We start from the raw sequence: 14,566 nt of genomic DNA, 5'->3' as shown, positions 1-14,566 counted from the left end.
ACTTTACCGCCTTCGGACTGAATGAGGCGACTGCGGGCCGTGGACGGGTGCTTCATCCTTGCCTTCCTCGACCAGCCAGGTCAGCCGGTATTCGGATTCGCCCGGGGTACCGAGCAGCTTGGGCAGCACACGCAACGAGTCGCGCAGCACTTCATCGAGCTTCCACGGCGCGTTCACGATGGCCATGCCGGTCCCGTTGAGGCGCAACGGGGAGTCGTCCGGGCGTAGCAGCACTTCGGCGACCAGCACGCGCTTCGCCCCGCTCTTGCCGAGCCAGCGGTGGAAGGGCTGCACCTGGCTGCGCAGCTTGATCGGGTACCAGATGGCATAGATGCCACCGGGCCATTTCTCCATCGCCGCCTTGAGCGATTTCTCGATGATCCGGAACTCCATCTCCTGCGATTCGAAGGGCGGGTCGATGAGGACGAGGCCGCGCTTTTCCTTCGGCGGCACGAAGGCCTTCATGGCTTCGTAGCCATCGCGCTGGTGTACGTGCACGCGCGGGTCGTGATGGAAAAGCTGGCGCAGCTGGTCCGATTCGCCGCTCTGCAGTTCGCACAGCTGGGCGGAATCGCCCTCGCGCATCAGGTGCGCGGCGATCCAGGGCGAGCCGGGGTAGTAACGCATCGATTCGTCGCCGGCATTGCAGGCGCGAACCACGTCCAGCCATTTCCACAGCAGCGGCGGCAGGCCGCTGGCGGTCTTCAGGATGCCGAAGCCATCGTCGGATTCGGCGGTTTTCCGCGCCTCGGCGCCGCGAAGGTCGTAGCGGCCACGGCCGGCGTGGGTGTCGATATAGCAGAAGGGCGAACTCTTCTGCTTCAGCGAGTCGATCAGGGCCACGAGCACCATGTGCTTGAGGACATCGGCAAAATTGCCGGCATGGAAGGCGTGGCGGTAGTTCATCCGGGGGAGTATAGCGGTCGCTATCCTGGCCCGCTGCCGCGGGATCGCCGACAAGGTCGGCGATTGGAGAGTCCTCAGTACGCGAAGGTCACCCGCTTCTTCGCCGCATCGCCTTTTTCCAGGCGGTCGAGCACGCCGATGGCGAAATCCGCGATCGAGATCCGGCTGTTCCCCTCCGCGTCCACCAGCAACTGGTCGGCGCCCATGCGGTACGCGCCCGTGCGCTCACCCGGGGCGATCACCGCCGCCGGACTGATATAGGTCCAGTCGATATCGGCCTTGCTGGCGCGGAATACCGCCAGCGCCTCGATCTGCGCGTTCGCCGAGGGCTTCCACTCCGCGGGGAAATGAGCATCGTCGATCACGCGGACTCCCGGGGCGACCTCCAGACTGCCGGCACCGCCGACCCAGGCGAAGCGGCGCACACCCGCGGACGACAGCGCATCCAGCAGGAGCGCGGCCTGTTTCGGCACATTGGCCGGGTCGGCGTGGTCGTTGAGGCTGGCGATGGCGGCGTCGGCACCGGGAAGGACGGTCGCGAACGAGGCGGGGTGGGAGACATCGCCCTGGACGACGGTCAGGGCGGCATGCCGCGTGGCGACCCGTGCGGGATCGCGGACGACGGCGGTGACCGCGTGACCGCGGGCCAGGGCTTCGTCGAGGATGACCTTGCCGATGTTGCCGGTGGCGCCGAACAGGACGATCTTCATGGTAGGGCTTCCGTAGGAATGGATGCGACTAGCATGCGCTCATGATCGTTCACAGGAAACGCGCAATCCATGGATTCATCGTAAAGTAAAACTTTACGATGAATCGGGAGCCGGCATGGCCGACGTCAATCTCAACCGTCTCGCCGTCTTCGTGACGCTCGTCCGGGCTGGCTCGTTCACCGCGGCCGCCCAGCAACTGGGCAGCACCAAGGCGATGGTGAGCCAGCACCTGGCGAAGCTGGAAGAAGAACTCGGCGTGCAGCTGGTGGTGCGCAGTACACGGCGGATGTCCCTGACCGATGCCGGCGAGCGCTTCCACGAGGACTGCGCCCGTGTTCTCGCCGATGCGGAGGCGGCCATCGCACAACTCGGCGAATGCCGTGACACGCCGATGGGCAGCCTTCGTGTCGCGGCCGCCGGAGACCATGGCCCGTCGATCGTGGCGCCAGCGCTGGCCGACTTCGCAGCGAGGTTTCCGCAGGTCAAGGTGGAGCTGGTAACCAGCGACAGCGTCGTCGACCTCATCGCGGAGCGCTTCGACTTGTCGATCCGCATCGGCTGGTTGCGCGACTCCAGCCTGCGAGCCGCGAAGCTGGCGAGCTTTCGCCAGTGCCTCGTCGCCTCGCCGGCCTACGTCGCCAGACATGGCGCGCCACGAGTACCTGAAGACCTCGCCGCGCATGCATGGATTGCGCTTACCGTGCTTTCCTCGCCCACCCGCTGGACCTTCTCCAGTGCGGGCGACGACGCGGAACACACCGTGCAAACGCGCACCGTGGCCAGCGCCAACAGCACGCTCGGCGTGCACGCCTTCGTCGCGGCGGGTCTCGGCATATCCGTGCTTCCGGATTATCTCGTCGACGAGGACATGGCGGCGGGCAGGCTCGTGGCCTTGCTGCCCCGCTTTCGTCTTCCGGAAGGCGGCGTGTACGCGGTCTATCCGGGCAAGCAACCCCCGGTGAAAGTACGTGCCTTCATCGACCTGCTGAAGGAGAGGCTGGCCGGCTCGTCCGGATAGACGATAGTCAGGTCACCTGGCTGCCAAGGCGAAGATTGATGCCCAGCTGCGTCGCCACCAGGCGCATCTGCTCGTCGTCGCGCGAGCTGGTGATCCAGCCGGCATAGACGTCGTCGTCCGCTTCGCGCGCCCACAGCGTATAGCCGTGCTGGTTCAACTGGTCGAAGGCGCGCGAGAAGATCTCCGCCCCATCGATGTCCTCGTGAAACTCGTCGTCGTCCGGATCGCCGTCCCAGTCGATGTCGATGTTCCAACGGCTTGCCAGTTCCTTGATCGCATCCACCAGGGCGCGCGTATCGTCGGCGTCCACTTCGAAGCCCGAGCGCCAGTCTGTCACCCGGCCGACGATGCGGATCGGGTCCTCGTCGCCTTCTTCCTCGACTTCATCGCGATAGGCGGAGAACTGCTGCATCGCGCCGTCCTCGTCGCCCGGATTGATGAGCAGCAGCAGGTGCCAGACCTGGGATTCGACGGAGTCGTCGCCGTCCTCCGCATCGTCGGGGTCGCGATCGTTCTCGAAATCGTCGTCGTACGAAGTCATGGGCAGTGTCGTTCGATGGGGAAGGGCGACAGTATCCCCCATCCGGCACGACGGAGGATTGGACGTCCGAACGGGCGGTTGACAAACGTTCGTTGCGGTGCAACAAATACCGCTCACGAGATTCCCGCCAAGGCGATCCCACCCCCAGTGAACGCACATACGCAGCACGTGACCACCATCCCGACGATCCTCGCGGCCGCACCGCGATGTCCGGCGATGCACGCGTGCCGTTGTCGTTGTCGACTGGGCTGATCCGCACGCCTCGCCCCTAGCGCCACAGGCGCTGGCGCGTTCCGCGGCCTGACCGCGGCTCCATTCCATCCGTTTTCCGGCCGTCACGATCCCGGCATGCCTTCACGCATCGCCGCCGCATGGCCGCCCATGCTCATCGTCCAGGGGACATCCACCCATGCATTCGCTCGTCCATCGCCGTCGCCACGCCTTGTTCCTCGCCCTGGCCGTTGCCTTCGGGGTCCCCGCGCTCCACGCCCAGGACGCCGCCCGCGCGAGCCAACTCGATACCGTGATCGTCACCGGAACGCGCAGTACCGAGCGCACCGTGTCCAGCTCGTTGCAGCCGATCGACGTCATTACGCCGCAGCAACTGCAACAGACCGGTGCCACCCAGCTCACGGCCGCGCTGGCCCGGCTGGTGCCTTCACTGAACTTTCCGCAGCCGACCACCATCAGCGGAGCCGAGGTGGCTCGACCCGTGACGTTGCGTGGCCTCAGCCCGGACCAGGTGCTGGTCCTGATCGACGGCAAGCGCCAGCACACCGGGGCATTCCTCAACCTCGGTGGCGCCATCGGCCGCGGTTCGAATCCCGTGGATCTCAACGCCATTCCCGTGTCCGCCATCGAGCGCATCGAGGTGCTCCGCGATGGCCAGTCCGCGCGCTACGGCTCGGACGCCATCGGTGGAGTGATCAACGTGATCCTCAAGAAATCGGGGCAGGGCGGACAGGTCACCGCGAAGTTCGGCGGTTATGACGCCGGCGACGGGTTGCAGCGTCAGCTCACCGCCGATACCGGTTTCAAGCTGGGGGACAAGGGCTCGATCCATGTCGCCATCGATACGCAGAACAACGATGGCACCAATCGTGCGGGCCGGGACCGCACCGCTGCCGCAGTGGGTAGCACGTATGGCCAGAAGGTGTACTGGCTGGGCGATCCGGCGGTGCAGTCGAACAAGGTGTCGCTGGTGGGACAATACGCCTTCAGCAAGGCGATCGAGGTGTATGTCGAGGCACTCTACCGGCGCGACCGCGACGAGACCGCCAGCCTCTACCGCCATCGTGGCGACTCCACCAATGTCACCGCGATCTATCCGAACGGCTATCTTCCTGTCGGCGTCCCCATCGTCAACGACACCAGCATCACGGCGGGAATACGGGGCCAACTGGGCGAGGGCTGGCACTACGATCTCTCGGCTACCCATGGTTCCAACGAATACGACCAGCGCAGTCACGCGATCAACGCCGACTGGTACCGCGCCTTCGGCTACACCCCGTTCTTCATCCAGGGAGCCGACTACAAGACGAACCAGCAGACCGGCAACCTCGATATCGGCAAGGAATTTTCGCCTTCGTGGCTGCCCAACCCCGTGAGCGTGTCCTTCGGCCTGGAATACCTGCGGCAGGGCTACAAGGTCAGTCCGGGCGACGCCGTGTCGCAGTACGGCCCGAACGGGGGCATCACCGGCGACCTGCAGGGCAACTGGCAGCGGCACGACGTGTCGGAATACATCGATCTCGAGACGAACCTCACCGATCGATTCGCGCTGTCCCTGGCCGGTCGTCATGAGCACTACAGCGATTTCGGCGGCACCACCTCGGGTTCGTTGTCCGGACGCTTCGACTTCAATCCGCGGGTGGCGCTGCGCGGCAGCGTCGGTACGGGATTCCGTGCGCCGACGCTGGTCCAGCAGCACTACGCCGATATCTCATCGCAGTTGCAGGACCTCGGGCAGGGCCAGGTACTCGTGCAGTCGGGCACCTTCCCGGTCGACGCGCAGGCGGCGAGCTTGCTAGGCGCCGAGAAACTCAAGCCGGAAAAATCGCGCAGCGCCACGCTGGGCCTCGTGCTGGAGCCGCTCAGTGGCTGGAACGTGAGCGTCGACGCGTACTGGATCAAGATCGCCAATCGCATCAACCTCTCGTCGAACATCCCGGTGAACACCCCCGCCGTGAACGCCTATCTCGCGGCCGCCGGCGTCGATGTGAACTACCAGTCGATCCGTTATTTCACCAACGCGGTGGATACGCGCACGCGCGGCCTCGACCTCGTCAGCCAGTACGCCTTCGACTTCGCCAACGGCGACCGTCTCAACACCACCGTCGGTTGGGCATACAACGAGAACGAGGTGACCAAGGTCAAACCGAATCCGGCGATCCTCGACGAGCTGGGCGTGGCCGTGCAGCGCGTGGAGCGCCGCGAGCGGCTCGGCCTGCTCGGCGATACCAATCCCCGCACGAAGCTGGATGTGGGCCTGGATTACCTGCATGGCCGCTGGGCCGGACACGCGAACATACAGCGCTACGGCGACTACACCGTGTACAGCAACAGCGGCGCTGCGCTCGACCAGAACTTCGATCACCGCTGGACCCTCGACCTCTCGGCCGATTACGCCATCGACCAGTGGACCTTCACGGCGGGGGCGGACAATGTGTTCAACGCGCGGCCGGAGCAGACCAAGTTCGCCAACTCGACCGGTGGCAATTTCAAGTACAGCCTGTTCTCGCCGCTGAGCTGGAACGGCCGCTACTACTACGCCAGCGTGACCTACCGGTGGAACTGATGAACCAGCGCGTGTTTCCATCGGTCCTTCTGCTGGCGCTAGCCGGACCCGTCGCGGCACAGGCCGCACCGCCGTTGACCGGTTTCACCACCGTGTCGTCGGCGGCGGAACGCGACGTGGAGCGGCGCGTCGACGCGTCCATCGAAACAGCCGATCTCGACGGTTGGTTGCGCCGCCTTACCGCCGCACCGAACCAGGTCGGTTCACCGCACAACAAAGAGAACGCGGATTTCATCGCCACCAGCCTGCGCGATTGGGGCTGGCGGGTGAAGGTCGAACCCGTCCGTGTCCTCGTGGCCTATCCCTCGGTACAGAAGCTCGTCCTGGCCGGCACCGATCGCTATGCGGCCGATTTCACCGAGCCGGCCATCGAAGGCGACGATGACACGAAGCGCAGCGAAGGCGTGCTTCCTGGCATGGAGTCGTACAGCCCGGACGGGACAGTGGATGCACCGCTGATCTTCGTCAACGAAGGCCTGTCGAAGGACTACGACGATCTCGAGCGCACCGGCCAATCGGTGCGCGGCAAGGTCGTGCTGGTGAAGTCCAGTGGTGCGGGACGGTGGGTGAAGCCGAGGCTGGCGCAGCAACATGGCGCGGTCGGTGTCGTGATTTATTCCGATCCCGAAGCGGATGGTTTCGCCAAGGGCGATGTCTATCCGACGGGCGCGTGGCGCACACCGCGCACGGTCCAGCGGGGTACCCTCGGCATCGACAGCGTGCTGGACGCATCGGCCGCGAAGACCATCCAGGCCCAGAAACGCACCGGCGACCTGGGGATTCCCGTGGTCACGATCGGCTATGGCGACGCCGAGCATTTCCTTCGCGCCCTGGGCGGGCCGGTCGTGCCGAATCGCTGGCAGGGCGGGTTGCCCTTGACCTATCACGTCGGCGGCGACGCGCAGGTCCATCTGGAGGTCCGCTCACCGTGGGAGTGGCGCACGCTCTACAACGTCATCGCGAGCCTGCCTGGCAGCGAGTATCCGGACGAGTGGGTGATCCGCGGAGTGCACCATGATGCCTGGGTGTACGGCGCGTGGGACCCGCTGGCTGGAACCACGGCCTTGCTTGCGGAGGCGCGGGCCGTTGGCGAACTCGCCAAGGCCGGCATCCGGCCGAAGCGGACGCTGGTTTTCGCCAGTTGGGACGGTGAGGAGCTGGGCATCCTGGGATCGAAGGCGTGGGCCGAACGGCATGCGACGGAGCTGTCGCGCAAGGCGGTCTTCTACCTCAACAACGACACCACGGGTCGTGGCTTTCTCTCAGCCGCCGGCGACCCTTCGTTGGCGGCCCTGGTCGACGAGGTGGCAGGAGATCTTCGCGATCCGGAAACCGGTGCCAGCGTGCGGGAGCGCTGCGAGGCGAAACGCGCGGTGGATGCCGCGGAGAAGGGCAAGGACGTGCGAGGACCGATCGTGCCGCCGCGACTCGGCACCGGCTCGGACTACCTGCCTTTCGCGCACCGGCTCGGCGTCCCCTCGCTGCACGTGCGCTATGGCTACGATCGCGACGGCGATGAAGAGAGCGTCCCGGTCTACCACTCGCTATACGACACTTATGCGCATTACCAACGCTTCGGCGACCCTGGACTGAGGTACGTGAACCTGCTGGCGCGTACCAACGCACGCTTGGCCCTGCGCGTGGCCAATGCAGAGGTGCTGCCCTGGCGCTACACCGCGTTCGCCGAATCGCTGGGCCAGGATATCGATCGGCTGGCGGCCGGCGCGACGGCCGCCCATCGCGATGCGCTCCGCCATAACGGGCTCGTCGACAGCGGCGCCTACCGGCTGGCGGACGTGGCTTATCGCGGACTGCGGCCTCCCGCGCGCGTGGACGATCGGTGGCGGGAGGTCGATCTGGGCACGCTGCGCGATGCGCAACGCCAGTTGCTCGCTGCCGCGCGCGCGTACGACCGCGCCGCGAGTGCCGCGGGCGATCTTCCACCGAGACGGCGGGACGCCGTGAACCGGGCCCTGCGCGAGGTGGCGCCCGCGTTCGTGCAAGCGTCCGGCCTCCCGCAGCGCCCGTGGTACCGGCACCTCCTGCAGGCGCCGGGCCGCAGGGAAGGCGAGGACGTGGCGCCGTTGCCCGCGATCGGCGACGCCATCGATGCCCGCTCCTGGGACGAGGCGTCGGTGGAGGTCACGGCCACGGCCGAGGCGACCCGCCGGGCGACGGCGGCACTGGCGAAGGCGACCGACGCCCTCTCGAAGGGGCGTTGACCGCCCCGTCGTCCCCACGGGAACTGCCCAATTTTCTTATTGACCGTGCGCGGTAAACGCGTTCTTCTTGGTTTAGCCGTCCATTCGGCGCGGTCCGCGAGGACCGGTATCAAGGGGGAAGCCTATGAACGCGGTAACTTTCGTTCGGGCGACGGGAGTCGCCCTCATTCTGGTATGTGCCGCAGGCAACGCGGCGGCCCGGTCGGACGAGACGCCGCCGGACACGATCTGCACCGTGCTGGGCACGGCGGACAGGTACGTGGGCACCACGGTCACGGTTCGCGGCGTGGCGGCCACCGAGGGCAAGGTGACCATGCTGTCCGACGCGCAGTGCAAGGGCACGGTGAGCCTGAGCATGGACGATGGCTCCACCCGCAAGCGCGATGTCTCGGCGTTCCGGCGCACCGTGACCGGCAAGGGCGCTCGTGCTGACGCGACCGTCTTCGGCCGCTTCAAGGCCACGGGTGACGCGAAGGCGCCTTACGCCATCGACGTGTACAGCGTCCGTGACGTGAACGAGCTTCCGGCGGCCGAGGGCGGCTGACCGGCAGCCCCGCCAGATGGCGGCCTCGGGCCGCCGTCTGGCGCCTCGCGTGCGCGATCCGCTAGGCTTCCATGCTTTACGGCCCGCCGGCGCCAAGCCGCGGAGGCCGTGCACCTCCTCGATGGAAGCCCGATGCAGCAACTCGACACGGTAAAGATCGGCGTTATAGGGCTGGGCTACGTGGGCTTGCCCCTCGCGGTCGAGTTCGGCAAGCGCTACGTCACGCTCGGCTTCGATATCGACGCCTCGCGCGTAGCGGAGCTGCGGGCCGGTATCGATCGCACGCTGGAAGTGGACGAGGCGTCGCTGGCGGGGGCCGGGCGGCTGTCCTATAGCGGCGACCTCGACGACCTGCGCGCGTGCAACGTCTTCATCGTGACCGTACCCACGCCGATCGACAGCGCGAAGCGGCCGGACCTCACGCCCCTGACCCGCGCGAGCGAAACGCTGGGCAAGGTGCTCAAGCAGGGCGATGTCGTGGTCTACGAGTCCACGGTCTATCCCGGTTGCACCGAGGAAGTCTGCGTGCCCATCCTCGAGCGGACCTCGGGGCTCGTCTTCAACGGGGATTTCTTCGTCGGCTACAGCCCCGAGCGGATCAATCCCGGCGACAAGCAGCATCGGGTCAACACCATCCGCAAGGTCACCTCGGGCTCCACGCCGGAGGCGGCCGACTTCGTCGACGCGCTGTACGCGAGCATCATCGATGCGGGCACCTACAAGGCCAGCCGCATCAAGGTGGCCGAGGCCGCCAAGGTCATCGAGAACACGCAGCGCGACCTCAACATCGCCCTGGTCAACGACCTCGCCATCCTCTTCAACAAGCTCGGCATCGACACGCTCGAAGTACTCGAGGCGGCCGGCACGAAGTGGAATTTCCTGCCGTTCCGTCCCGGTCTGGTGGGCGGCCACTGCATCGGCGTCGACCCGTATTACCTGACGCACAAGGCGCAGGAAGTCGGACACCATCCCGACGTGATTCTCGCCGGCCGGCGCACCAACGACGGCATGGGCCCCTATATCGCCGGCGAAGTGATCCGCCTGATGGTGTGCAAGGGCCTGAACCCGGTGGGTGCCCGCGTCCTCATGCTGGGCCTGGCCTTCAAGGAAAACTGTCCGGACCTGCGCAACACGCGCGTGGTCGACATCATCGCCTCGCTGAAGTCGTACAACGCCACGATCGACGTGCACGACCCCTGGGTGGACGCGGACGAAGCCGAGCGGGCCTACGGCGTGCGGACGGTGTCCGAACCGGCGCACGGCGCGTACGACGCGATCGTCATCGCCGTCGCGCATCGGCAGTTCCACGAGATGGCGGCGGCGGGCATCCGTGCCTTCGGCAAGCCCGGTGCCGTCATCTACGACGTGAAATACGTGCTGCCGCGTGACGCGGTGGACGGCCGGCTCTGAGTGGAGGACCGTCGATGAAGATACTCGTGACAGGCACGGCGGGCTTCATCGGCTCGCACGTGGCGATGCGCCTGTTGGCGCGGGGCGACGAGGTGGTCGGCGTGGACAACCTCAACGACTACTACGACGTGACGCTGAAACAGGCACGCCTGGATCGTTTCCGTGACGATCCGCGCTATACGCACGTGCATGCCGACATCGCCGATCGCGGCGCGATGGAGTCGTTGTTCGCTGAGCACCGTCCACGACGCGTGGTGCACCTCGCTGCGCAGGCCGGCGTGCGCTACGCGGCCGAGAACCCGCACGTGTACGTGTCGAGCAACGTGACCGGATTCCTGCACGTGCTCGAAGGCTGTCGCACGCATGCGGTGGAGCACCTGGTGTTCGCCTCCACCAGTTCGGTGTATGGCGCCAACCGGGCCATGCCTTTTTCGGAGCACCGTTCCGCCGAACATCCACTGACGCTCTATGCGGCGACGAAGAAAGCCAACGAGCAGATGGCGCACAGCTACGCCCACCTGTATGGCACGCCGTGCACGGGCCTGCGTTTCTTCACCGTTTACGGGCCCTGGGGACGGCCGGACATGGCGCTGTTCCTGTTCACCCGGGCGATCCTGCGCGGCGAGCCGATCAAGGTGTTCAACCACGGACGCCACCAGCGCAGCTTCACGTATATCGACGACATCGTCGAAGGCGTGATTCGTTGCCTCGACCGCCCGCCGTCCGCCGATGCGGACTGGGACGGCATGTCGCCCGATCCTTCTTCCAGCGGCGTGGCACCGTTCCGCCTGTTCAACATCGGCAATGAACAACCGGTGGAACTGCTTGCCTATATCCAGCGGCTGGAGGAATGCCTCGGCCGCAAGGCCGTGATGGAACTCCTTCCGCTGCAGCCCGGCGACGTACCGGACACGGCGGCCGACGTGGGCGACCTGCGTGACGCCACGGGTTACGTGCCGCAGGTTTCCGTGGAAGAGGGCGTCGCCCGTTTCGTGCGTTGGTACCGGGATTACCACGCCGTCTGATGGTCTTGTGCTACGCAGCAAGATAGGAATCCTATCGTTAGAACGTGCGTACCCGTCTCGATTGGTGCGCATCCGATGCCGCAGAATCCCGGGTCATCGGAGTGTCGGCGTCGGCGGGGAATCCATGCGCAGCAAGTTGTTCGTGCCCGGCGGGCGTCCGGAACTCTTCGCCAAGGCCCTGGCGGGTCCCGCCGATGCCTTGTCGTTCGACCTGGAGGATTCCGTCCCGGGGGACGCGAAGACCCGCGCCCGCGACGACGTGGCCGCCTTCGTCGCATCGCCGGCGATGCGACGCGCGGCCAAGCTGGCCATCGTCCGTGTCAACGCGCCGGAGAGCGCCTGGTTCGACGACGATCTTCGCGCGGTGATGGTGCCGGGGCTCGCCTTGCTCAACGTTCCCAAGCTCGAATCCGCCGATGCGGTGCGCGCGGTGGCCGCCGCCATGGAGCGGATCGAATCCGGCGGTGGACACGACGCGCCGGTCGGCCTGCTGGTGAACGTGGAAACGCCAAGGGGGCTGGAACAAGCCGCCGCCATGGCCGCGGCGCATCCCCGCGTCGCGGGCCTTCAACTCGGACTCGCAGACCTCTTCGAGCCGCATGGAATCGACCGTGGCGACACGGCGGCCGTGCATGCCGCCATGTTCGCCGTGAAGATGGCCGCCGCCGCGGCGGGCGTGTTCGCGGTCGATGCGGCCTTCGCGGCGATCGACGATGCCGACGGCTACCGGGCGGAAGCACGCATGTCCCGGCGGCTCGGCTTCATCGGCAAGAGTTGTATCCATCCACGCCAGGTGGCGTTGGCCAACGAAGTATTCGCGCCTTCATCGGAGGAGGTCGCGTACGCCCGCCGTGTCGTGGCCGCCGCGGCGGAGGCCGCCCGCGCCGGTCACGGGGCCTTCTCGCTCGATGGACGGATGGTCGACCTGCCGTTCGTGAAACGCGCGGAAGCCCTCCTGGCGTCGCTCGGGTGAGGGGCATGCGTTACGTTGCGATGTGGCTTCGTGCCGTGCTGCTCGCGGTCGCATGCACGGTCGGCATGTCGGGTCTTGTCCATGCGGATGCCTTGACTCCCTTGCGTAGCGATGCGCTACCACCGGTTCCCGCAAGCGGTACGGTGCAAGGTCTCGCCACGCTGGATGGCCGCGTGCTGGCGATCGTCGATGGCAAGGCGTGGTTGCTGGACCAGGGCAAGGCGGCGTGGGCGCCGCTACCGTGGGCGGCCGGCGGTCCGCCCGGCGGGCTGGCGGTCGTGTTCGGTGACGGTGCGCGCGCTTATGCGACCCAGCTCGACGCCGGGCGCCTGAGCGGCGTGGTTCGCTTGTCCCTGGGCGCCGGCGGCGTCGAGGTTCGCCCGTTGCCAGTGCCGCCCGAACCCTTGTCCGAAGCCCGGCCCGCATTTGCGGGGTCCTCCGTTTACATCGCCGGCCTGTCGAACGGCGCGCCGCGGATCTGGCGCTTCGATGCCGATGCGACGCAACCCGCATGGTCGTCCATCGAAGGATGGCCGTCCCGCGCCGCGGCGACTTCGCTGGCGGTGCAGGGCGCAGGCATCTTCGTCACGGCCGGTGGTTCCGTATGGCGCCGGTCACCCGAAGGCGTATGGACTCACCGTGGCGACGTACCGGGAACGGTGCTTCCGGGCATGGCGAGGGCGCTGGGGCAGGCCAACGTCCTCTACCTCGTCGCTGACGCGGCGGACACCGCGCATGCGATGACCTACCAGGTGGTCACGCAATCGTGGGCACGCCTGCCCGGCGTCGACTTCGTGAAGCCGGTGGCCATGGCGCCCTGGCAGGCCGGCGTGCTCTGGGCGAGCGGGATCGATGGCCGCACGGCGGTGGCGTCCGCCCAGGTCCAGTCGGGCAAGCTGTTGCTGCGCTGGCTCGACTGGCTGGTGATCGTGGTCTACCTGGCGGGCATGATCGGCATCGGCCTGTACTTCTACCTGCGCGAGAAGCGCAACTCCACCTCCAGCTTCTTCGTCGGCGGCCGCAGCATTCCCTTCTGGGCCGCGGGCATCAGCCTCTACGCGGCGAACACCAGTTCGATCAGTTTCATCGCGATTCCCGCCAAGGCCTTCGAAAGCAACTGGCAGTACATGACGAACAACCTCATCGCCGTGTTCGGCCTGATGTTCGTCGCGGTGTGGATCGTGCCGCTCCTGCGCAGGCTCGACCTGATGTCGGTCTTCTCGTACCTGGAAACGCGCTTCCATCCGGCGATCCGGATGATCGCCAGCGCCCTGTGCATCCTCACCCAACTCGGCAGCCGGATGAGCGTGATCCTCTTCCTCCCGGCGCTCGCGATCGCCACCATCACCGGGATCAGCACCACCTTGAGCGTGATCCTGATGGGCGGCTTCACGATCGTCTATACCGCCATGGGCGGCATGAAGGCGGTGATCTGGACGGACGTGGTGCAGGTGATCGTCAAGATGGGCGGCGCGATCTTCGCCATCGGTTTCATCATCTGGCACCTGCACGGTGGCATGGGCGAATTCGTGCATACGGCCATGGCCGATCACAAGTTCCATCTGCTCGACTTCAGCTTCGACCTGACCAAGGCCACGGTGTGGGGCTTCGTCTTCCTCGTGTTGTTCGACGTCGTGCTGACCTTCCCGAAGGACCAGGTGCTGATGCAGCGCACGCTGTCCACGCCGTCGGACAGGGAAGCGGGACGTTCGATCTGGGCCTTCGCGGCGATCATGATCCCGGGAGGCTTCGTCTTCTACATGATCGGTACCGCGCTGTTCGTCTATTACAAGGCGCACCCCGAGCGGATGAACCCGCTGCTGCCGATCGACGCGACGTTCCCGCTCTTCATCGCAGCTGAGTTGCCGATGGGCGTCACCGGCCTCATCGTCGCGGGTATCTTCGCGGCGGCCATGGCGACGCTATCCGGCATCATGAACAGCGTGGCGACCCTGGTTTCGGTGGACTTCTACGAGCGCCTGGTGAAGAACCCGTCGCCCAAGCGAAGCGTGGTCTTCGCCGAGGTCAGCACGATCGCGGTCGGCCTGGTGGGCATCGGGCTCGCCCTGCTGCTGTCGCGCTTCGACGTGCATTCGCTGTTCGACGTGTCGATCGAACTGGCCGGACTGCTGGGCGGCGGTTTCGCTGGCGCCTACACCCTGGGCATGTTCACCCGGCGCGCCAACTCGCCGGGAGTGGCGATCGGGATCGCCGGCAGCACCGCGCTCACCCTGGTGGCCTGGGCGTTCCGGCTCGTGCACCCGTACTTCTACCTGGCGATCTCGATCTTCCTCTGCATCGTGATCGGTTACGTGGCCAGCCTGTTCTTCCCCGCGCCGACGCGCTCGCTCAAGGGCCTGACGATCCATCGCGAATCCCGCGAGGGATGACCTACCATGGTCCCACTCTGACCAGCGCCG

General features: G+C 66.4%; 11 protein-coding genes. 8 read left to right on the top strand and 3 right to left on the bottom strand.

The window, feature by feature from the left end; all coding sequences use genetic code 11:
- Window positions 1–3: 3 nt before the first annotated feature.
- Window positions 4–906 carry a 23S rRNA (adenine(2030)-N(6))-methyltransferase RlmJ gene (locus tag ACN9M2_RS12540; RefSeq protein WP_426285054.1) on the bottom strand — a complete coding sequence of 301 codons (903 nt, stop codon included), beginning with the start codon at window positions 904–906 and terminating at the stop codon, window positions 4–6.
- Between the two features lie 74 nt (window positions 907–980).
- Window positions 981–1,616, bottom strand: coding sequence for an NAD(P)-dependent oxidoreductase (locus ACN9M2_RS12535; protein ID WP_426285053.1), 636 nt, complete (start codon window positions 1,614–1,616; stop codon window positions 981–983).
- Between the two features lie 115 nt (window positions 1,617–1,731).
- Between ACN9M2_RS12535 and ACN9M2_RS12530 the strand changes: the two genes are divergently transcribed.
- Entirely contained in the window at window positions 1,732–2,634 is a 903-nt protein-coding gene (locus tag ACN9M2_RS12530; protein ID WP_426285052.1) for a LysR family transcriptional regulator, read from the top strand.
- Between the two features lie 7 nt (window positions 2,635–2,641).
- On the opposite strand, the gene ACN9M2_RS12525 is transcribed toward ACN9M2_RS12530, so the two are convergent.
- A complete protein-coding gene (locus tag ACN9M2_RS12525) occupies window positions 2,642–3,175 on the bottom strand; it encodes a DUF6630 family protein (protein WP_426285051.1) in 534 nt (177 codons plus the stop codon).
- A 409-nt stretch (window positions 3,176–3,584) separates the two neighbouring features.
- Between ACN9M2_RS12525 and ACN9M2_RS12520 the strand changes: the two genes are divergently transcribed.
- From ACN9M2_RS12520 to ACN9M2_RS12490, 7 genes are all read left to right on the top strand, one after another.
- Window positions 3,585–5,972 carry a TonB-dependent receptor plug domain-containing protein gene (locus tag ACN9M2_RS12520; protein ID WP_426285050.1) on the top strand — a complete coding sequence of 796 codons (2,388 nt, stop codon included), beginning with the start codon at window positions 3,585–3,587 and terminating at the stop codon, window positions 5,970–5,972.
- On the top strand, window positions 5,972–8,194 hold the full coding sequence (locus ACN9M2_RS12515; RefSeq protein ID WP_426285049.1) for a M28 family peptidase: 2,223 nt from the start codon (window positions 5,972–5,974) through the stop codon (window positions 8,192–8,194). Before ACN9M2_RS12520 ends, ACN9M2_RS12515 begins: the two co-directional genes overlap by 1 nt.
- A gap of 124 nt (window positions 8,195–8,318) precedes the next feature.
- On the top strand, window positions 8,319–8,738 hold the full coding sequence (locus ACN9M2_RS12510) for a hypothetical protein (RefSeq protein WP_426285048.1): 420 nt from the start codon (window positions 8,319–8,321) through the stop codon (window positions 8,736–8,738).
- 132 nt (window positions 8,739–8,870) lie between these two features.
- Window positions 8,871–10,148 carry a Vi polysaccharide biosynthesis UDP-N-acetylglucosamine C-6 dehydrogenase TviB gene (gene tviB, locus ACN9M2_RS12505; protein WP_426285047.1) on the top strand — a complete coding sequence of 426 codons (1,278 nt, stop codon included), beginning with the start codon at window positions 8,871–8,873 and terminating at the stop codon, window positions 10,146–10,148.
- A gap of 14 nt (window positions 10,149–10,162) precedes the next feature.
- A complete protein-coding gene (locus ACN9M2_RS12500) occupies window positions 10,163–11,173 on the top strand; it encodes an NAD-dependent epimerase (protein ID WP_426285046.1) in 1,011 nt (336 codons plus the stop codon).
- Window positions 11,174–11,297: 124 nt separating this feature from the next.
- Complete coding sequence (locus ACN9M2_RS12495; protein WP_426285045.1) at window positions 11,298–12,146, top strand: HpcH/HpaI aldolase/citrate lyase family protein; 849 nt, start codon at window positions 11,298–11,300, stop codon at window positions 12,144–12,146.
- 5 nt (window positions 12,147–12,151) lie between these two features.
- Window positions 12,152–14,536 (top strand): sodium:solute symporter family transporter, encoded by a 2,385-nt coding sequence (locus ACN9M2_RS12490; protein WP_426285044.1) that lies wholly within the window; start codon window positions 12,152–12,154, stop codon window positions 14,534–14,536.
- The last annotated feature ends 30 nt before the right edge of the window (window positions 14,537–14,566 follow it).

Origin of the sequence: Luteibacter sp. E-22, from assembly GCF_049913125.1 — a bacterium.
Classification (GTDB): domain Bacteria; phylum Pseudomonadota; class Gammaproteobacteria; order Xanthomonadales; family Rhodanobacteraceae; genus Luteibacter.
The sequence above is the reverse complement of the archived record's forward strand: the minus strand, read 5'-3'. Positions and strand labels throughout refer to the sequence as shown.

Coding starts and splice junctions, on each gene's coding strand:
- ACN9M2_RS12540 (WP_426285054.1), bottom strand. CDS start 906: ATGAACTACCGCCACGCCTTCCATGCCGGCAATTTTGCCGATGTCCTC.
- ACN9M2_RS12535 (WP_426285053.1), bottom strand. CDS start 1,616: ATGAAGATCGTCCTGTTCGGCGCCACCGGCAACATCGGCAAGGTCATC.
- ACN9M2_RS12530 (WP_426285052.1), top strand. CDS start 1,732: ATGGCCGACGTCAATCTCAACCGTCTCGCCGTCTTCGTGACGCTCGTC.
- ACN9M2_RS12525 (WP_426285051.1), bottom strand. CDS start 3,175: ATGACTTCGTACGACGACGATTTCGAGAACGATCGCGACCCCGACGAT.
- ACN9M2_RS12520 (WP_426285050.1), top strand. CDS start 3,585: ATGCATTCGCTCGTCCATCGCCGTCGCCACGCCTTGTTCCTCGCCCTG.
- ACN9M2_RS12515 (WP_426285049.1), top strand. CDS start 5,972: ATGAACCAGCGCGTGTTTCCATCGGTCCTTCTGCTGGCGCTAGCCGGA.
- ACN9M2_RS12510 (WP_426285048.1), top strand. CDS start 8,319: ATGAACGCGGTAACTTTCGTTCGGGCGACGGGAGTCGCCCTCATTCTG.
- tviB (WP_426285047.1), top strand. CDS start 8,871: ATGCAGCAACTCGACACGGTAAAGATCGGCGTTATAGGGCTGGGCTAC.
- ACN9M2_RS12500 (WP_426285046.1), top strand. CDS start 10,163: ATGAAGATACTCGTGACAGGCACGGCGGGCTTCATCGGCTCGCACGTG.
- ACN9M2_RS12495 (WP_426285045.1), top strand. CDS start 11,298: ATGCGCAGCAAGTTGTTCGTGCCCGGCGGGCGTCCGGAACTCTTCGCC.
- ACN9M2_RS12490 (WP_426285044.1), top strand. CDS start 12,152: ATGCGTTACGTTGCGATGTGGCTTCGTGCCGTGCTGCTCGCGGTCGCA.